Annotated in this window: 21 protein-coding genes; 9 read left to right on the forward strand and 12 right to left on the reverse strand. The window is 75.2% G+C overall.

The features are described 5' to 3' along the window. Positions 1-125: 125 nt before the first annotated feature. The 3 genes from GCU56_RS21765 to acs form a co-directional block, all read right to left on the reverse strand. Positions 126-1,055, reverse strand: coding sequence for an alpha/beta fold hydrolase (locus GCU56_RS21765; RefSeq protein WP_163484248.1), 930 nt, complete (start codon positions 1,053-1,055; stop codon positions 126-128). Positions 1,056-1,078: 23 nt separating this feature from the next. Then, positions 1,079-1,582, reverse strand: a complete 504-nt coding sequence (locus GCU56_RS21770) for a phage holin family protein (protein ID WP_163484249.1) — start codon at positions 1,580-1,582, stop codon at positions 1,079-1,081. 203 nt (positions 1,583-1,785) lie between these two features. Next, positions 1,786-3,738: an acetate--CoA ligase gene (gene acs, locus GCU56_RS21775; protein ID WP_163484251.1), complete on the reverse strand. Its 1,953-nt coding sequence runs from the start codon at positions 3,736-3,738 to the stop codon at positions 1,786-1,788. 152 nt (positions 3,739-3,890) lie between these two features. On the opposite strand from acs, the gene GCU56_RS21780 reads away from it, so the two are divergent. Then, entirely contained in the window at positions 3,891-4,595 is a 705-nt protein-coding gene (locus GCU56_RS21780; RefSeq protein ID WP_345772000.1) for a (2Fe-2S)-binding protein, read from the forward strand. Between the two features lie 48 nt (positions 4,596-4,643). Here GCU56_RS21780 and GCU56_RS21785 read toward each other — a convergent pair whose 3' ends face one another. Further along, a complete protein-coding gene (locus GCU56_RS21785; protein WP_163484256.1) occupies positions 4,644-5,657 on the reverse strand; it encodes an S-adenosylmethionine:tRNA ribosyltransferase-isomerase in 1,014 nt (337 codons plus the stop codon). Next, a complete protein-coding gene (locus GCU56_RS21790; protein ID WP_163484258.1) occupies positions 5,654-6,349 on the reverse strand; it encodes an SDR family NAD(P)-dependent oxidoreductase in 696 nt (231 codons plus the stop codon). The genes GCU56_RS21785 and GCU56_RS21790 overlap by 4 nt, the downstream gene beginning before the upstream one ends. 51 nt (positions 6,350-6,400) lie before the next feature. Here GCU56_RS21790 and soxR point away from each other — a divergent pair, with 51 nt between their 5' ends. Both soxR and ygiD read left to right on the forward strand, forming a co-directional pair. Continuing rightward, a complete protein-coding gene (gene soxR / locus GCU56_RS21795; RefSeq protein WP_163484260.1) occupies positions 6,401-6,871 on the forward strand; it encodes a redox-sensitive transcriptional activator SoxR in 471 nt (156 codons plus the stop codon). A gap of 71 nt (positions 6,872-6,942) precedes the next feature. Continuing rightward, a complete protein-coding gene (gene ygiD / locus GCU56_RS21800; protein WP_204332641.1) occupies positions 6,943-7,794 on the forward strand; it encodes a 4,5-DOPA dioxygenase extradiol in 852 nt (283 codons plus the stop codon). Between the two features lie 61 nt (positions 7,795-7,855). Here ygiD and GCU56_RS21805 read toward each other — a convergent pair whose 3' ends face one another. From GCU56_RS21805 to GCU56_RS21815, 3 genes are all read right to left on the reverse strand, one after another. Further along, a complete protein-coding gene (locus GCU56_RS21805; RefSeq protein ID WP_163484261.1) occupies positions 7,856-8,128 on the reverse strand; it encodes a helix-turn-helix domain-containing protein in 273 nt (90 codons plus the stop codon). 75 nt (positions 8,129-8,203) lie between these two features. Next, entirely contained in the window at positions 8,204-9,058 is an 855-nt protein-coding gene (locus GCU56_RS21810) for an ABC transporter permease (RefSeq protein WP_163484263.1), read from the reverse strand. Next, on the reverse strand, positions 9,055-9,984 hold the full coding sequence (locus tag GCU56_RS21815; protein ID WP_239522716.1) for an ABC transporter ATP-binding protein: 930 nt from the start codon (positions 9,982-9,984) through the stop codon (positions 9,055-9,057). Before GCU56_RS21815 ends, GCU56_RS21810 begins: the two co-directional genes overlap by 4 nt. A gap of 71 nt (positions 9,985-10,055) precedes the next feature. On the opposite strand from GCU56_RS21815, the gene GCU56_RS21820 reads away from it, so the two are divergent. Beyond that, positions 10,056-10,640 (forward strand): hypothetical protein, encoded by a 585-nt coding sequence (locus tag GCU56_RS21820; RefSeq protein ID WP_163484265.1) that lies wholly within the window; start codon positions 10,056-10,058, stop codon positions 10,638-10,640. Here the strand turns inward: GCU56_RS21820 and cobA are convergent. Together cobA and cobT are read right to left on the reverse strand one after the other, a co-directional pair. Then, complete coding sequence (gene cobA, locus GCU56_RS21825; RefSeq protein ID WP_163484267.1) at positions 10,624-11,883, reverse strand: uroporphyrinogen-III C-methyltransferase; 1,260 nt, start codon at positions 11,881-11,883, stop codon at positions 10,624-10,626. The two genes, GCU56_RS21820 and cobA, sit on opposite strands and share 17 nt — an antisense overlap. Continuing rightward, the gene (gene cobT, locus GCU56_RS21830) at positions 11,880-12,974 is read right to left on the reverse strand and encodes a nicotinate-nucleotide--dimethylbenzimidazole phosphoribosyltransferase (RefSeq protein WP_163484375.1); all 1,095 of its coding nucleotides are present in this window, start codon (positions 12,972-12,974) and stop codon (positions 11,880-11,882) included. Before cobT ends, cobA begins: the two co-directional genes overlap by 4 nt. A 162-nt stretch (positions 12,975-13,136) precedes the next feature. Between cobT and GCU56_RS21835 the strand changes: the two genes are divergently transcribed. The 5 genes from GCU56_RS21835 (at position 13,137) to GCU56_RS21855 (ending at position 15,924) form a co-directional block, all read left to right on the forward strand. Next, a complete protein-coding gene (locus GCU56_RS21835) occupies positions 13,137-13,601 on the forward strand; it encodes a hypothetical protein (RefSeq protein WP_163484269.1) in 465 nt (154 codons plus the stop codon). Beyond that, on the forward strand, positions 13,598-13,891 hold the full coding sequence (locus GCU56_RS21840; protein ID WP_163484271.1) for a transcriptional regulator: 294 nt from the start codon (positions 13,598-13,600) through the stop codon (positions 13,889-13,891). The genes GCU56_RS21835 and GCU56_RS21840 overlap by 4 nt, the downstream gene beginning before the upstream one ends. Positions 13,892-13,960: 69 nt before the next feature. After that, positions 13,961-15,028, forward strand: coding sequence for an AbrB family transcriptional regulator (locus GCU56_RS21845; RefSeq protein WP_163484273.1), 1,068 nt, complete (start codon positions 13,961-13,963; stop codon positions 15,026-15,028). An 83-nt stretch (positions 15,029-15,111) separates the two neighbouring features. Further along, on the forward strand, positions 15,112-15,372 hold the full coding sequence (locus GCU56_RS21850) for a hypothetical protein (RefSeq protein WP_345772001.1): 261 nt from the start codon (positions 15,112-15,114) through the stop codon (positions 15,370-15,372). Between the two features lie 108 nt (positions 15,373-15,480). After that, positions 15,481-15,924, forward strand: coding sequence for a hypothetical protein (locus GCU56_RS21855; RefSeq protein ID WP_345772002.1), 444 nt, complete (start codon positions 15,481-15,483; stop codon positions 15,922-15,924). A gap of 4 nt (positions 15,925-15,928) precedes the next feature. On the opposite strand, the gene GCU56_RS21860 is transcribed toward GCU56_RS21855, so the two are convergent. Together GCU56_RS21860 and sigJ are read right to left on the reverse strand one after the other, a co-directional pair. After that, positions 15,929-16,351: a thiol-disulfide oxidoreductase DCC family protein gene (locus tag GCU56_RS21860; RefSeq protein WP_345772003.1), complete on the reverse strand. Its 423-nt coding sequence runs from the start codon at positions 16,349-16,351 to the stop codon at positions 15,929-15,931. Further along, positions 16,348-17,235 (reverse strand): RNA polymerase sigma factor SigJ, encoded by an 888-nt coding sequence (gene sigJ, locus GCU56_RS21865; RefSeq protein WP_345772004.1) that lies wholly within the window; start codon positions 17,233-17,235, stop codon positions 16,348-16,350. Before sigJ ends, GCU56_RS21860 begins: the two co-directional genes overlap by 4 nt. Between the last annotated feature and the right edge of the window lie 66 nt (positions 17,236-17,301).

A 17,301-nucleotide genomic window follows, 5' to 3' on the forward strand; every position in this document is an offset into this window, starting at 1 on the left:
CCCCCACCACTCGCAGGCTCGCGGTGGGACCCTGCAGCGGGGCCGCCGCTGCCCCCACCACTCGCAGGCTCTGGGTGGGACCCTGCGGCGGGGCCGCCGAGGGGTGGGGAGGACGGGGTCCTCTCTCAGCCGGCTGCCCAGCGGGCGAGCTCGGCGTTGACCAGCTCGGGGGCCTCCTCGTGCGGGAAGTGGCCGACGTCGGCCAGCTCCCGCCACGCGTAGGCGCCGGCGACGTAGCGGCTCGAGCCGCGCGCCGAGGACGGCAGCACGCAGGCGTCCAGGTCGCCGTGCAGCTGCAGCGTCGGGGCGGTCACCGGCGCGGCCATCCGGCGGGCGTAGCGCAGCCCGTCCGGGCGCACCTGGGAGCGCCCGGCCCAGCGGAAGTACTCCATCGAGCCGTAGGCGGCCTGCGGGATGCGGGCCGCCGACCGGTACCGGCCGACCGCCTCGGCGAAGTCCGCGGTCGAGGTCCACGCCGGACCCGCCCACCGGCGCATCAGCTCGGCGACCGGGTCGTCGTCGGCGCGGGTCAGCCGCCGCTCGGGCAGCCGCGGGAGCTGGAAGCCCAGCAGGTGCCGGAACGCCCGTCGCTGCGCCCGGTCGGTCATCGCCGCGCGGAGCCGGCGCGGGTGGGCCATCGACAGCACGGCCAGCCGGCGGACGCTGCGCGGGTGCAGGGCGGCGACCGACCAGGCGACCAGCCCGCCCCAGTCGTGCCCGACCACCACGGCGTCCCGCTCGCCGAGCGCCCGGACCAGGGCGGCGACGTCGGAGGCGGCGGTCGGCAGGTCGTACCCGCGCGGGGGCTTGTCGCTGCCGCCGTAGCCGCGCAGGTCGGGGGCGACGGCGTGGAACCCGGCCGCCGCCAGGGCCGGCAGCTGGGCACGCCAGCTCCACCAGAACTCGGGGAAGCCGTGCAGCAGCAGCACCAGCGGGCCCTCGCCGGCCTCGGCGACGTGCAGCCGGACGCCGTTGGCCGACACGTCGCGGTGGGTCCAGGGTCCGGGAAGCAGGACGCTGGTGGCGTCCGGCGGCTCCTCCTCGGGGGCAGTCACCGGCCGGGGTGTGCCCGCACTGCTCAGACCTTGTAGTTGTCGCTGCCGCGCAGCTGCACCCGGCCGTTGGTCACGGTGGGCACCTCGCGGTGGCGTTGCCCGGGCGCCTCGCGGTGCATGACCTCGGGCAGCTCGCGCAGCGTCTCCAGCGTGCGCTCGGGCTTCTCGATCTTCTTCAGGCTGCTGCGGCCGATCAGCGCGGCCACCGCCGCCAGCAGCACGATGAGGAACCACACGATGAGGTAGGAGATCCAGCGCTCCAACCCGAGCCAGGTCAGGAACTCGGCGATGGCGACGAAGATGAAGATCAGCGAGAAGGCCAGGAGGGCGCCGGCGGCACCGAACGCCCCGGCGCCGATGCCCGCCTTCTTGGCCGACTTGCCGACCTCCGCCTTGGCCAGCTCGATCTCGCTGCGGATCAGCGTCGAGACGTCGGCCATCGCGCTCTGCACCAGCGCGCCGATGGAGGGTTCCTCCGCGCCGGTGGGCCGGCCCTGCGACGGGGTCGACGATGCGCTGTGGGCCACGGGGGCTCCTCCCTGGAGGGACGTCGGTCGGCCACCGCGGGGACGCGGCGACTGGGGGAATCGTGCCCCATGATCGCCGGGCGCGCGTCTCCGCGTCCCCCGAACGGGCTCGCGCGCCGGGGAGGGGCGCACCCCTTCCCGGCACGGCCCCGTCCCGGGCCCTGCCCTGAGCTTGCGAAGGGTGGGGAGGACGGGGTCCTTCTTCAGTCCTCGGACGACGAGGCCGCCGGCAGCTTCGAGCTGATCAGCTCCATCACCGACGAGTCGGTGAGCGTGGTGACGTCGCCGAGCTCGCGGTTCTCCGCGACGTCGCGCAGCAGCCGGCGCATGATCTTGCCCGAGCGGGTCTTGGGCAGCTCCTGCACGACCATGATCTGGCGCGGCTTGGCGATCGGGCCGATGTCCTTGGCCACGTGCTGACGGAGGGTCTGCACCAGCTCGTCGCCGGAGTCCTGGCCGCTCTCGCGCAGGATCACGAACGCGACGATGCCCTGTCCGGTGGTCGGGTCGCTGGCGCCCACGACCGCCGCCTCGGCCACCGACGGGTGCGCGACCAGGCTCGACTCGACCTCGGTGGTGGAGATCCGGTGCCCGGACACGTTCATGACGTCGTCCACCCGGCCGAGCAGCCAGATGTTGCCGTCGGCGTCCTTCTTGGCGCCGTCACCGGCGAAGTAGACCTCCTTGCCGAACCGGGACCAGTAGGTGTCGACGTAGCGGTCGTCGTCGCCCCAGATGGTGCGCAGCATCGACGGCCACGGTTCGGTGAGCACGAGCAGGCCCGTGGAGTCGTTGGTCAGCTCGTTGCCCTCGTCGTCGACGACCTTCGCGGAGATCCCGGGGAACGGGTGCTGGGCCGAGCCGGGGACGAGGGTGGTGACACCGGGCAGCGGGGTGATCATGTGGGCGCCGGTCTCGGTCTGCCACCAGGTGTCCATGATCGGGCAGCGGCCGCCGCCGATGTGCTCGTGGTACCAGAGCCACGCCTCGGGGTTGATCGGCTCACCGACCGACCCGAGCACCCGCAGGCTGGTCAGGTCGAAGCCGGCCGGGACGTCCTCGCCCCACTTCATGAACGTCCGGATCACCGTCGGCGCGGTGTAGAGGATGGTCACCCGGTACTTCTCGATGATCTCCCACCAGCGCCCGCGGTGCGGCGTCTCCGGTGTCCCCTCGTACATCACCGACGTGGCCCGGTTGGCCAGGGGCCCGTAGACGATGTAGCTGTGGCCGGTCACCCAGCCGACGTCGGCCGCCGTCCAGTAGACGTCCGTGTCGGGCTTGAGGTCGAAGGTCGCCCAGTGCGTGTAGGCGACCTGGGTCAGGTAGCCCCCGGTCGTGTGCAGGATGCCCTTCGGCTTCGCCGTCGTGCCCGAGGTGTACATGATGTAGAGCGGGTGCTCGGCGTCGAAGGACTCCGGCTGGTGCTCGGCCGACTGGCGCCCGACCACGTCGTCCCACCACAGGTCGCGGCCCTCGGTCCACTCGACGTCCTGGCCGGTCCGCTTGACGACGACGACGTTGCGCACGCTGCCGGTGCGGCCCACCGCGTCGTCCACGGCCGGCTTGAGGGCCGAGGGCGCCCCGCGGCGGTAGCCGCCGTCGGAGGTGATGACCAGGACGGCGCCGGAGTCGTCGAGGCGGCTGGCCAGGGCGTCGGCGGAGAAGCCGCCGAAGACCACCATGTGGACCGCGCCGATCCGGGCGCACGCGAGCATCGCGATGATCGTCTCCGGGATCATCGGCATGTAGATGGCGACCCGGTCACCGGCGTCCACGCCCAGCTCGGTGAGCGCGTTGGCGGCCTTGCTGACCTCGTCCTTGAGCTGGGCGTACGTGATCGTGCGGGTGTCGCCCGGCTCACCCTCCCAGTGGTAGGCGACCTGGTCGCCGTGGCCGTCCTCGACGTGCCGGTCGACGCAGTTGTAGGCGACGTTGAGCTTGCCGCCGACGAACCACTTGGCGAAGGGCGGGTTGCTCCAGTCGAGGACCTCGTCCCACTCCTGGGTCCAGGTGAGCCGGCGGGCCTGCTGCGCCCAGAAGGCCAGCCGGTCCGCTGACGCCTCCTGGTAGACGTCCGGGCCGACGTTGGCCTCGGCGGTCAGCTGCTCGGGCGCCGGGAACCGGCGGCCCTCCACCTCGGTCGACTCGCTCATGGCGGCTTCCTCCCCGGTCTCGGCGTCGCACCGACGCCCCTGTGCGTGCGTCCGGCCGACGCGACGTGCTCCCCACCACACCGTATGGGCCGGGGCCACTCCGCGTCTGCCCCGTGCGCCGCCCGCCCGGCGGCGACGGCCAGACTGGGCCGGTGGGCACGACGGCGCAGGCGGAGGTCGCCGCGCGGGTGCCCGGCGCCGGCGCCCTCGGCCTGCTCGTGCCCTCGTCGGCCCGGCCGCTGCCCGCCGTCCTCCTGGCCGATCCGGACTGGACCGCGCAGCGGCTGACCGAGCTGGCGGTGCGCCACCGGGGCGGCGACCGGCGGACGCTGGCCACCGTGTGGTGGTACTCCGCGTCCACCGTCCTGCTCACGCCCTCGCTGGCCGGGCTGGTGACCGGGCGACCGCTGTCCGCGCGGCTCGCCGACACCACGCTGGCCGAGCTGCCCGGCGGGACGCTGGCCGCCGCCGTCTCGGCCTCGCCCGGCGGTCCGCTCGCCTGCGAGCTGCGGGAGGCGCTCGGCGCGGTGGTCGCGGCCGTCGCCACCGCTGGCGGGATGCGGTCGCGGCCGCTGTGGGCGATCGCGACCGACTCGCTGGCCGGCCGGCTGCTGGCGCTCGGGCAGGCGCTGGGCGACGTCCCGGCGGTCACCGCGCTGGCCGGGCCGCTCGCGGCGGCGGTGGGCACCCCGTTGCCGGCGCCGCGGTACGACGACGTGGCCGGCGTCCGCTTCGTCCGGCGGGCCTCGTGCTGCCTGCTGTACCGGCTGCCCGGGGGGCCGCTGTGCACCTCGTGCCCGCGCCGTCCCGCGGCCGAGCGCCGGGGCCTGCTGGAGCGGGCCGCCCGCACACGCTGACCGGGCCTCCCGTGCCGGGGCGCGGCCGGTGCACGGGCGGTCCCGTCGTCAGGGCAGGAAGAGCATGGTGTCGCCGTACTCGTGCCAGAGGTAGCCCCGGTCGCGTGCCGCGGCGTACGCCTCGTCGACCAGGTGCCGCCCGGCAACCGCCTCCAGCAGCAGGAGGTGGCTGGCGTCGGCGGCGTGCAGGCCGGTGAGCAGGCCGGTCACCGCCCGGGCCGGGCGGTCCGGGCCGAGCACCAGGTCGGTCCAGCCGGCCGTCGGACGGGTCACGCCGTCCTCGCCGGTCGCCGTCTCCAGCGCGCGGGTGACGGTGGTGCCCACGGCGACCACCCGGCGGCCGGCCCGGCGGGTCCCGGTCACCAGCCGCGCGGTGACCTCCGGGACGGTGAACCGCTCGGGCATGGGCGGTTCGTGCACCTCCGGGCTGGAGACCCCGGCGTGCAGCACGACCGGGACGACCGGGATCCCGCGCGCCATCAGCCGCACCAGGAGCCGCTCGGTGAAGGGCCGCCCCGCGCTGGGGTTCTCCGCGCTGCCGGGCTCGCTGGCGTACACGTTCTGGGCGTCGGCCAGCGGGAACGCCGCGGAGAGGTAGCCGTAGCGGATCGGCTGCCCGTACCGGTGCAGGTGGCCGGCTGCCGGCACCGGCGGGTCGGGGCGCGCCCGCCACAGCCGCCCCGGGCGGGCCGGGTCCGGGAAGCCGCTGAGCAGGGTGAGCCGTACGCCTCCGGGCAGCGCCAGCTCGGTGCCCGGCTCGACGCCGCGGTCGGGGCCGTCGTTGGCCGGCCGCCGGACCTCCACCACCCAGTCGCCGTCGTCCAGGGTGGTCGACACGTGCAGCGGGGCGATGCCGCCGTCGGCGCGGCGGACGTCGAGTCGCGCGGGCAGCGTCGCGGAGGTGTTGACGACGACGAGGTCGCCCGGTTCGAGCAGGCCGGGCAGGTCGCGGAAGACCGCGTCGCGCAGGACGCCGGGACGCACCAGCATCAACCGGACGGCGTCGCGCGCCAGCCCCCGTCGCTCGGGTGGGGCGGCCGCCTCGCGGGGCGCGGCGGTCACCGGTCGGCCTCGACGGCGGTCAGGTCGGCGGCCCGGTACCGGCCGCTGGGCAGCTCGCCGTCGACGAGCCGGAGCAGCGCCGGGACGACGGTGCCCGGCTCGGGGAGTCCCGTGGCGTCGGGTTCGGCCGCCCGGTGCAGGTCGGTGGCCATGTCGCCGGGATCGACCGCGTACACCCGCAGGGCCGGGTGCTCGACGGCGAGGACTGCGGTCAGCTGGTCCAGCGCGGCCTTGCTCGCGCCGTACCCGCCCCAGCCCGCGTAGGCCTCGACGGCGGCGTCGCTGCTGATGGCCAGGAACCGTCCGCGAGCCCGCTCCAGGGCGGGCAGCACCGCCTGCAGGAGCGCCAGCGGAGCGACGGTGTTGACCGCGAGGACCCGCTCCAGGGCGGCCACCGGGAGGTCGGCCAGGCGGGGCAGCGGGCTGGGACCCAGCTCGCTGGCGTTGGCGACCAGCAGGTCCAGGCGGTCGGGGACGGCGGCGGCGAGGGCGGCGCGGTGGGCGGGATCGGCGACGTCCCCGGCGACGGCGGTGACCAGGTCGGGGCGGGGGAGGGCGGCGACGGCGGCGGCCAGGCGTTCCGGGTCGCGGCCGTCCACGACCAGGCGCCAGCCGCGCCGGGCGAGGACGTGCGTGAGGGCGGCGCCGAGCCCGCGGGAGGCGCCGGTGACGAGTGCGGTGGGCGTGCTCATGGGACTACCGTCGGACCTCAAGCCGACTTGAGGTCAAGGCCGGGAGGCGCCATGGCGGAGCTGCTCACGATCGGGGAGGTGTCGCAGCGGTCGGGGATGGCCGCGTCGGCACTGCGGTACTACGAGACCCAGGGGTTGATCAGCTCGTCCCGGACGCCCGGGGGCGCGCGCCGGTTCCCGCGCAGCGTCCTGCGGCGGCTCGCGTTCGTCCGCGCGGCACAGAACGTGGGGCTCACCCTGCCCGAGGTCCGGGCGGCGCTGGCCACGCTGCCGGAGGGGCGGACGCCGTCGGCGCGGGACTGGGCGCGGCTCTCCTCGACCTGGCAGGCCCGGCTGGACGAGCAGATCGCGGCGCTGCAGCAGTTGCGGGACGGCCTGTCGTCCTGCATCGGCTGCGGCTGCCTGTCGCTCACCCGGTGCCGCCTGTCCAACCCCGGCGACGTCGCGGCCGCCCAGGGACCGGGTGCCCGCTGGCTGTCACCCGCACTGCGGCGGGCGTCGGTGGTGCCCGACGCCGGGTGAGGGCCGGCCGCCTCCGCAGCGGGCCGGGTCCCCGGTGGTGATCGGCCGCCGGCGCGGGTAGGGGAGGGCGCATGACCGTCATGCCCGCCGCGTTCATCGGGCACGGCAACCCGATGAACGCCGTCGAGACCAACCGCTACACCGAGGCATGGCGGGCGTTCGGGCAGGCCGTGCCGCGCCCGCGCGCGATCCTCGTGGTCTCGGCGCACTGGTACGTGCACGCCACCGCCGTGACGGCGATGCCCAGTCCCCGCACCATCCACGACTTCTTCGGCTTCCCCCGCGAGTTGTTCGACGTCAGCTACGAGGCGCCGGGTCTGCCGAGCCTGCACGAGGAGATCGCCGACATCGTGCACCCGACGTGGGTGGGTGCCGACGTGGACAGCTGGGGCATCGACCACGGCGCCTGGTCGGTGCTGCGGCACGCCTTCCCCGAGGCCGACATCCCGGTCGTGCAGTTGTCGATCAACGCGCTCAAACCGTTCGACGACCACCTGCAGCTGGGTGCCTCGCTGGCGCCGCTCCGGGAGGACGGCGTGCTGGTGATCGGCAGCGGGAACGTCGTCCACAACCTGGCCGGGGTGAGCCGCGCCCTGTCCGACGGCGGCTTCGACTGGGCCCGCCGGTTCGACGAGCGCGCCCGGGAGCTGATGCTCGAGGACCCCGCTGAGGTGGCCCGCCTCGACGGCCATCCCGACTTCGACCTCGCCGTCCCGACGCCGGACCACTTCCTGCCGCTGCTCTACGTCGCCGGGATGGCCGGCGCGACCGGGACGGCGGCGGAGGTGCTCGTCGACGGTTACGCCTACGGCTCGCTGTCGATGACGGCCTACACCGTGGGCATGACCCCGCCACCGGCGGAGGGGACCGGTGTCGCGGCGCCGCTGCCCGACGAGCCGCCGCCGGACGGCGCCAACATCTGAGAGGACCCCTCTGCCCCCCACCACCCGCAGGCTCGTGGCGGGACCCTGCAGGGGGCCGCCCTCACCCCGCGACGGCCGGCCTCTCGGGGCCGGCCACGTCGCTGATCCGGGGGAACGGGGTGGTCGAGAAGACCACCTCGACCGGCAGCCCGAAGAACTCCGCGATGCGCAGCGCCAGGAACAGGCTCGGGTTGTACTCGCCGCGTTCGAGGTAGCCGACGGTCTGGTAGTGCACGCCCAGGGCGTCGGCGAGCTCCCGCCGGGTCACCCCCTGCTCGGCGCGCAGCAGGGCGATCCGGTTGAAGACGGCGTCCCCGGAGCGGTCCGCGCTCACGTCAGGTCCTCGCCGGCGCTCGCCGGCCCCGGTCGAGGGCCCGCTGCCGGCCCTCCGGTGAGCTCGCCAGTCTGCTCACTTGACCCACTGCAGTGCGGCCTCCTTGGCCTCCTGGACCTGCGACCCGGACTGCCGCTGGGCCATCCGGCGCAGCACCCGCGGCGTCACCAGCAGACCGAACACCGCCCAGGCACCCAGCACGAGCACCGTCATCCCGGTGCGCCAGGAGTCGCCGATCTCGATGCTCGCGGCGGCGTCGGGCAGGAACGCCGACCGCATGCCCAGGCCGATCCAGTACGTCGGGAAGACCTGGGCCGCGATCTGGACCCAGTGCCACATCGACTGGATCGGGAAGAAGATCCCGGAGATGGCCGTCAGCACGATGACCGGCAGCATCCCCCAGGTGCCCACCTTCTGGACGCTCGGGACCACCGAGCCCAGGATCATCCCGAGCGGCAGGGTGGCGAGCAGTCCCAGGACGGCGACCCACGCGACGGTGGCCCACCCGGCGAGGCCGTTGCTCATGACGTCGTCGAAGAGGAAGAAGCTGGGCACGAGGATGACCAGCAGCAGCGGCAGCAGGCTCAGGGAGTGGTAGAGCAGCTGCCCGGTCACGTACCCCTGCATCCCGTGCGGCATGGCCTTGTGGCGCAGCAGCGTGCCGTCCTCCCGCTCCATCGCCAGGGCGTAGGCGGGGCCGATGACCACCCCGAACGCGAGCAGGGCGCCGAGGATGCTCGGCAGCGCGAACGTCGGGTACATCAGCCCGGTGTCGCCGACCTCGTTGTCCCGGTTGGTCCACAGCAGGACGAGGGTGCCGACGGCCATGAACAGGTAGAAGCCCTGGTCCTGGGTGCTCCGGAGACTGAGCAGGAACTCTGTCCAGCCCCGGCGCAGGCCGAGGCTGATCGCGTGCCGGGTGGGGTTCATCGGGTTGCCTCCGCGAGGACGGGCGTGGTCCGGTCGCCGGACTCGAACCGCTGCACCATGGCGATGTAGGTGTCCTCGAGGCTGGCCCGGTTGACCTCGAGGTCGGTGATCTCCTCGCCGTACTGCTCGAACAGCCGGCGGACGAACGGCGTGGGGTCCTCCGTGGCGTGCACGAACCGTTCGCCGCCCCGGGCCCAGCGCACCTCGGACGTGCCGGCCACCTGCCGGGTGAGCTCCGCCGCGCTGCCGTCGGCCACGATCCGGCCCGCCGCCAGGATGAGAATCCGGTCGGCCAGCCGCTCGGCCTCGGCCAGGTCGTGCGTGGTGAGCAGGATGCTCGTGCCCTCCAGGTCCGACAGCCGGTGCACGAGGTCGTGGAAGTCGCGCCGCGCCTGTGGGTCGAAGCCGGCCGTCGGCTCGTCGAGGAACAGCAGCTCGGGGCGGCCGATGATGCCCATGGCGACGTCCAGCCGCCGTCGCTGCCCGCCCGACAGCGTGCCGATCTTCCGGTCGGCGTTCTCCGTCAGCCCGACGGTGTCCAGCAACCAGTCCAGCTCGTAGGGCCGTGGGTGCTCCGGCGTGGAGTACGGGGCGAAGTATCCCCCCAGCTGCTCCAGCAACCGGCGCGGCGTCCAGCGCGCGTGGTCGCGCCACGACTGGAGCACCACCCCCACCCGTGCCCGCCAGGCGTCACCGCCCTGCGCCGGGTCCTCGCCGAGCACCCGGACGTCTCCGCCCGAGCGCATCCGGAAGCCCTCGAGGATCTCGATCGTCGTCGTCTTGCCGGCACCGTTGGGGCCCAGCAGGCAGACCACCTCTCCGGCGTGCACGTCGAAGTCGACGCCGGTCAGCACATCGTGGGAGCCATAGGTCATGCGCAGGTCACGTACGCGGACCACGGCGTCGTCGGCGAGCTCGCGGGGCATCGGCCACCTCCCAAGGGGTCGAGCACATAGTAGGAGTACTACATCAGCCGTACAAGTGCTTACATGGACGCATGCGACAGGTGCTGCGCACGATGCTCCGGTCGGAAGCGGGGAACTGGCGCGCGCTGGCCGATGCCATCCGGCGCCGCCCGCCGGCGACCGGGGGTGCGGTCGCGCTGCCCTACGCCGGCCAGGACGGGGCCGCCATGGGCGTGATCGGCGGGCTCGGGCTGCTGGAACTGGTCGTCGTCCACGTGCTGGTGCCGTGGCCGGTGCTGCGCTGGGTGCTCTTCGCCCTGGGCCTCTACGGGCTGGTCTGGTTCGCCGGCTTCGTCGTGTCCCTCCGGCGGCACCCCCACCTGCTGCGTCCGGGCGCGCTGGAGCTGCGCTTCGGCCACGTCCGCTCCGTGCACGTGCCGCTGGCGGGCCTGGTCGGCGTGCGCCGGCACGTCCAGGGGGGACACCGCCGGAACGTGGAGCTCGACGGGGACCGGCTCGCGGTCTCGTTCATGGGCGAGACCAACGTCGAGCTGCGGTTCGACCCTCCGGTGCAGGTGGAGGGGCAGCCCGGGCCGGTGGTGCGGGTCGCCTTCTCCGCCCACGACGCGGCTGCCGCCGTCCGGGAACTGCGGGCCCGCGTCAGCGCGGCGGACTGACCTCCGCGAGCAGCCCGACGACGTCCCCGACCACCCACACCGCGGGCGGCCGGATCTCCTCGTCGGCCAGGGTCTGCACGAGGCCGCTCAGCGTCGTGCGCACCGTGCGCTGGGTCGGCATGGACCCGTCGGCGACCACGGCCACCGGTGTCTGCGCGGGCCGGCCGTGCCGGATGAGCGCCGCGGCGATCTCCGGTGCGGTGTCGACACCCATGAGGACGACGAGCGTGCCGCGCAGCCGCGCCAGCGCCGTCCAGTCGACCAGGGACGACGGGTGGCCCGGGGGGAGGTGCCCGGAGACGACGACGAACTCGTGGGTCAGGCCCCGGTGGGTCACCGGGATGCCGGCCAGCGCCGGGACGCCGATCGCGCTGGTCACCCCGGGCACCACCTCCACCGGCACCCCGGCGGCCGCGCACGCCTCCAGCTCCTCCATCCCGCGGCCGAAGACGAACGGGTCGCCGCCCTTGAGCCGGACCACCCGCTTCCCGGCCCGGGCGTGCTCGACCAGCAGCGCGTTGATCTGCTCCTGCGCCATGGAGCGGCCGCGCGGCAGCTTGGAGGCGTCGATCACCAGGACGTCGGGCGGCAGGGAGGCCAGCAGCGACTGGGGGGCCAGGTGGTCGGCGACGACGACGTCGGCCTGCGCCACCGCGTGCTGACCGCGGACGGTGATCAGCCCCGGGTCGCCGGGACCGCCCCCGACGAGGACGACGCTGCCGGCCCGCCCGCCCACCGGTGTGCGTCCGGCGCGGTCGCGGATGCTGCCGTCGCTGAGGCCGGCGACCACGGCGTCGCGGACGCCGACGGCCCGCTGCGGGTCGCCGCCACCGTGCACGCCCACGACCAGGTCACCCTGCCGTCCGACGGCGGGGGTCCACGCGCTGGACGCCGACCGGTCGTCGGCGCGGGCGCAGAAGACCCGTGCCCGCTCCGCCTCCGCGGACACCGCCGCGTTGACCGCCGGGTCGTCGGTCGCCGCCACCGCGTACCAGGCGCCGTCGAGGTCGCCGGACTCGTACCGGCGGGCCACCCAGGTGACCGACCCGGGCTCGACCAGGGCCTCCAGGGCCGGCGTGAGGTCGGGGCTGACCACCGTGACGCGGGCGCGCGCCTCCAGCAGGCCGGCCACCCGGCGGTGGGCGACCTGACCGCCGCCGACGACGACCACCCGGCGGTCGAGCAGGCGCAGGCCCACGGGGTAGACGATGCCGCTGACCGGGGAGACGGGGGTCGCGTTCACTTCTCGGTGACCCCCGCGGAGTCGAAGGTGGCCACGTCGCGCAGTGCCCGGGCCGCGCTGGTCACCAGCGGCCAGGCCAGCAGCGCGCCGGTGCCCTCGCCCACGCGCAGGTCCAGGCCGAGCAGCGGCCGCAGGTCCAGCGCCCGCAGCGCGACGGCGTGTCCGGGCTCGGCGGAGGTGTGCCCGGCGAGCGCGTGGTCGATGGCGGTCGGGCACAGCGCAGCGGCGACCAGCGCGGCGGCACCGGCGATGACGCCGTCCAGCAGCACCGGCACCCGCGCGGCCGCGGCACCCAGCACGAACCCGGCCAGCGCGGCGTGCTCCAGACCCCCGACCTCGGCCAGCGCGGCGAGCGCGGCCTCCGGCGTCCTCGGGGGGACGGGGACGCGGGCCACCGCGCGGGTGACGACGCCGACCTTCCGGCGCAGCGTCGCGTCGTCGACGCCGGTGCCCCGGCCGGTGGCCGCCGCGGGCTCGGCGCCGGTGAACGCGCAGACCAGCGCCGCCGAGGCGGTCGTGTTCGTGATCCCCATGTCTCCGGTGACCAGGCACCCGGCGCGCTCGGCCAGCGTGGTCGCGACCTCGATCCCGACCTCCACCGCGCGGTGTGCCTCGGCCACGGTCATCGCCGGCCCGACGGCGAGGTCGGCGGTGCCGTGCCGCACCTTGCGGCTGAGCAACGCCGGGGTGGGGTCGACCGCGTAGGGGGTCGCCACGCCGACGTCCACCACCACGACCTCGGCACCGAGCTGCGCGGCGAAGGCGTTGACCACGGCCCCGCCGCGGGCCAGGTTCGCCACCATCTGGGCGGTCACCTCCTGCGGCCAGGGGGTGACCCGCTGGGCGTGCACCCCGTGGTCGCCGGCGAAGACCGCGACCACGGCGGGCGAGGGCAGTGGAGCCGGGCAGGCGCCCGCGGTGCCGGCGAGCCGGACGGCGACGTCCTCCAGGACACCGAGCGATCCCGGTGGCTTGGTCATCCGGTCCAGCCGGTCGCGGGCGGCCCGCTCGGCGGCGGCGTCCCGCGGCCCGACGGCGGCGATGGTGTCGCCCAGGAGCGTGCCGGCGAACGGGTGGCGGTCGGTGCTCAGCGGATCTCCTCGGGCAGGCGGGGCGAGGCCCGCGGCGGCGGTGGCGCGGGAGGGATCGGCTCCAGGATCGCAGCCCGGCCGCCGGCCGGCGCACGCGAGGTGCCGCGCGCCGGTCGGTCCGTCTCTTGACGGAATGGAAAGTGACGAGGCAGACTTTCCGGTATGGAAAGCAACGAGCTGCACGACCGCGCCGCCGCCGAGGCGGAGCTGGCCGCCCTCGCCGCCACCCGCACGGCGCTGGCCGACCGGGTGGTGCAGCCGCTGTGGTACGACGTGCTGCTGGGCCTGCTGGTCGCCGGCTTCGTCTCCTCCTACGCCACCCGTGACCCGTTCTGGATCATGGGCGCGTTCCTGGTGTTCATGGCCGGCATCTGGGGGCTGGTGGCGGTCTACCGGCGGCTCACCGGGATGTGGGTGGACGGGAACCGGCCGGGGCCCACCCGGCGGGCGATCCGGGTGTGGGCGGTCCTCTACGCGGCCGTCCTCGCGGGTGGGGCGCTCGCCGAGTACCTGCTGGGGGTCCGCGGCGTCATGGTGGTCGCCGGGATCGTCCTCGGGATCGGGATCGTGGTCATCAGTCGCTGGTGGGCACGGATCTACGTCGCCGAACTGCGCGGCCAGCTGTGACCGCCGTCCAGCCGGTGTTCGACGGGGTGATCCACCCGCCGCCCCGACTCCAGATCTGCGGCCTGCTGGCCGCCGTCGACACGATGGACTTCGCCGTCGTGCGGGAGTCGGTGGGGGTCAGCGACTCGGTGCTGTCCAAGCACGTCCGGCAACTGGAGGAGGCCGGGTACGTGGCCGTGCGCAAGGCCACCCGCGCGGCACGGGTGCGCACCAGCCTGGCGCTGACCGACGCCGGCCGCGTGGCCTTCGACGCGCACGTCGCCGAGCTGCGCCGCATCGCCGGGGTGTGACGGAGGACCCCACCCCCACCGCTCGCCGCCTGGCTGGGGCCCCGCCGGCGGCCCGGGGAGACTGGGCGCGTGTCGGGGACGCGGCGGTGGGCCGGGCTGGGCGACGCGGCCTCTGTCCTGGTCCTCGCGGTGGCGGCCACGGTGCTCCTGGACGCGCTGGACACGCCCTCCCCGTCGTTGTTCGGCGGTCTGCTCGCCGGCCTGGTCCGCGGTCTGGCCGGGCGCCGGCGGCTGACCGTGCCCCGGTCGGGCATGACGGCGGCGCAGGCCCTCATCGGCGTCTCCGTCGGGGGACTGGTCGACGTCGACACCCTCGCCGCGATCGGGCAGGACTGGCTCGCGGTGCTGCTGGTCACGATCGGCACGCTCCTGCTCACCCTGCTGGCCGGCCTGCTCATGCGCCTGCAGCCGGGGATCAGCCCGGTGACCGGCGCCTTCGGGATGATCGCCGGTGGGGCGTCGGGCATCACCGCGATGTCCCGGGAGCTGGGCGCCGACGAGCGCATGGTCGCCGTCCTCCAGTACCTGCGGGTGCTGCTCATCGTCGTCCTCATGCCGTTGGCGGCCACGGTCGTCTTCGGCGTCGAGTCCGGTGCCGGGGGACCGGTCACGGGCGAGGCCGGACCGGGCTGGCCGGCCGGGCTGCTGTACGCGGCGGTCTCCGTCGCCGTGGGGCTGCCGCTGGCCCGGCTGCTGCGCATCCCCGTGCCGGCCCTGCTCGGGTCCCTGCTGGTGGCCGCCGTCCTGGACCTCAGCGGGCTCTCCCGCGGGGCGCAGCTGCCCGCGCCGCTGGAGACGGTGGCCTTCCTGCTCATCGGGCTGGCCGTGGGGCTGAACTTCACCCGGGAGAGCCTGCGCACCATCGGCCGGGCCCTGCCGCTGGCCCTGGCGGTCATCGTCGGCGTCATCGTCGGCTGCGCGGGCCTGGGCGCGGTGCTCACCCTCACGACCGGGGCCAGTGCCCTCGACGCCTACCTGGCCACCACCCCCGGCGGCCTCTACGCCGTGCTCGCGACGGCCCGCGACGGTGGCGCGGACGCCACCTTCGTGCTCGCCGTCCAGGTGCTGCGGCTGTTCGTGATGCTGCTGTCCGCGCCACTGCTGGCCCGGTGGCTGCGTCGCCCGGACCCCGCCTGAGACCGGCCGGCGCCACGGCGCCACCCGTCCGAGGAGCAGCCGCCGGCGCCGGGCACGCCTACCCTTGCCGGGGCGCCAGGGAGGTGAGCGAGCTGTCCGAGGAGACGACCGGTACCGACACCGGCACGGAGGACGCCGTGCTGCTGTTCGTCGGCGGCCCGCTCGACGGGCGGGTGGAGATCCGCGAGGCGCGGCACGGCGAGCCCCTGCCGACGATCACCCACGTCCACCTCCACGGCGGGCCCAAGGTCGTGCACCGCTACGACCTGACCCCGCTGAGCCCGCAGGCCGGCGTCTACCACCTCCGCACGGCGGGCGACCCGGACCGGTCCCTCGCCGACTGAGGGGACGTCGTCCGTCATGGCGCCGGGCTGACGGATGGCACTGGCCGCTGCGCGCCCACCGCTGACACCGTTCCGGCATGACCACAGCTGCCGGCGGGTGTTCCGGTCGTGCGTGAGGCCCTGCTGCTGGTGCACGTCGCCGCCGGGACGGCGGGCCTGCTGCTGGGTCCGCTCTGGCTGGCCGCCCGGCTGCGCGGTTCTCCCGCCCGCGCCGCCGCCGCCGGCTACCTGGGGGCGGTCGGCGCGGTGGCCGTCAGCGGAGCCGGTCTCGCGCTGACCGCGCCCGGCCTGCTGTGGCTGCTGCCGGTGGCCCTGCTCACCTGCGGGCTGGCCGGCGCCGGGGCGCTCGTGCGCCGGTGGGACCGGCCGCACTGGCGGACGACGCAGCCGCACCTGCTGGGCGGCTCCTACATCGCGCTGGTGACCGGGCTGCTCGTGGCGTCCACCGGCAGCCCGGTGTGGTGGGTGCTGCCCGCACTCGTCGGCCAGTTGCCCATCGCCGTCGCCAAGCGCCGGCTGCACGCGGTCCCCTCCCCGCCGGTGCCCGCCTGACCGGTCACCGGTCCTGCCCCGTCCGGCCGTGCTGCCCCGGCGCAGGCGGTGGCACCGCGCACGCGGCGGTGCCACCGGGCAGCCGGTGCCGGTTGGCCGCGACCAGCCGGTAGACCCGCGGCGCGATCGCGCTGACCGGCCAGCACGACAGCAGGACGCCGAGGACCGCCCAGAGCCCTTCGGCTGCCCGGAGGGCCCGCCCGACCGCCGGCGCGCCGCCGGACACCTCGCCGTCCCGGCCGATCCACAGCACCTCCGAGCGCGCGCGGGCCGCCGTCACGCCCAGCGACGCCAGGTCGGCGGACTGCCAGGCGACCACGGAGGAGTCGGCGGGGAGCAGCCGTCGGGCCACGGTGGCGCAGCGGCCGCAGAAGGCGCAGTCGCCGTCGAAGAGCAGCACCGCTCCCGGCGGCCGCGGCCCGGTCACGGCCGGATCCCCCGGACCGCGGTGAGCTTGCTGGGGTTCAGCTGGGCCCGTACCGCGGTGACCAGGCCGTCGGCGGTGTCGAGGTCGACGGTGCCCAGCAGCTCGTCGCCCACGTGCACGAGCACGCCCACCCGGCCGTTGAGCGGCGTCAGTGTCCAGCGCGCGCCCGACACGTCGGAGCTGATGGCCGCGAGGAAGCGGGCGGCCTTGGCCGCTCCCGTGATCGGCCGGAGTGCCGCCTTCTGGGTGCCGCCGGCGTCGGTGAGCACCACGACGTCCGGCGCGAGGACCGCGAGCAGCGCCGAGACCTGGCCGTCGACGGCGGCTCGCATGAAGGCCTCGGTGACGCGGACGTGCTCGGCCGGGTCGGTCGCCGCCCGGGGACGTCGCTCCCGGACGTGCCGGCGCGCGCGGGACGCGAGCTGGCGGACCGCGGGCTCCGAGCGGTCGACGGCCCGGGCCACCTCGTCGTGTCCGAAGCCGAACAGGTCGTGCAGCACGAACACGACCCGTTCCAGGGGCGACAGCGACTCGAGCACCACGAGGAAGGCCTGGGACACGCTCTCGGCCAGCAGCACGGGCTGGGCGGGGTCGTCGCCGTCCTCCGCGGTGGGCACCGGCTCGGGCAGCCACGGGCCGATGTAGCTCTCCTGGCGGTGTCGGCGGGACCGCAGGCCGTTGAGCGCCAGCCGGGTGACCGTGGTGGTGAGGAAGGCCCGGGGATCGCGCACGCCGGCGTGGTCGACGGTGGACCAGCGCAGCCAGGTCTCCTGCACGACGTCCTCCGCGTCCGCGATGCTGCCCAGGACCCGGTAGGCGACACCGGTCAGCAGCGACCGGTGCTGCTCGAAGGTGTCCGCCGGTCCGGGGCTCGGAGTGGTCACGAGGGACATGACACCGCGTCCACCCCGGTCGTGACGTCGACCGCGCCGCGCGACGGCGCCATGTCA

The sequence above is a fragment of the Geodermatophilus sabuli genome, assembly GCF_010686765.1.
GTDB lineage: Bacteria > Actinomycetota > Actinomycetes > Mycobacteriales > Geodermatophilaceae > Geodermatophilus > Geodermatophilus sabuli_A.

What these genes read in the sequence shown, in the direction of transcription:
- GCU56_RS21835 (WP_163484269.1), top strand. Translation starts at nt 13,137, where the DNA reads ATGGAAAGCAACGAGCTGCACGACCGCGCCGCCGCCGAGGCGGAGCTG.
- acs (WP_163484251.1), bottom strand. Translation starts at nt 3,738, where the DNA reads ATGAGCGAGTCGACCGAGGTGGAGGGCCGCCGGTTCCCGGCGCCCGAG.
- GCU56_RS21790 (WP_163484258.1), bottom strand. Translation starts at nt 6,349, where the DNA reads ATGAGCACGCCCACCGCACTCGTCACCGGCGCCTCCCGCGGGCTCGGC.
- soxR (WP_163484260.1), top strand. Translation starts at nt 6,401, where the DNA reads ATGGCGGAGCTGCTCACGATCGGGGAGGTGTCGCAGCGGTCGGGGATG.
- GCU56_RS21820 (WP_163484265.1), top strand. Translation starts at nt 10,056, where the DNA reads ATGCGACAGGTGCTGCGCACGATGCTCCGGTCGGAAGCGGGGAACTGG.
- ygiD (WP_204332641.1), top strand. Translation starts at nt 6,943, where the DNA reads ATGACCGTCATGCCCGCCGCGTTCATCGGGCACGGCAACCCGATGAAC.
- GCU56_RS21815 (WP_239522716.1), bottom strand. Translation starts at nt 9,984, where the DNA reads ATGCCCCGCGAGCTCGCCGACGACGCCGTGGTCCGCGTACGTGACCTG.
- GCU56_RS21810 (WP_163484263.1), bottom strand. Translation starts at nt 9,058, where the DNA reads ATGAACCCCACCCGGCACGCGATCAGCCTCGGCCTGCGCCGGGGCTGG.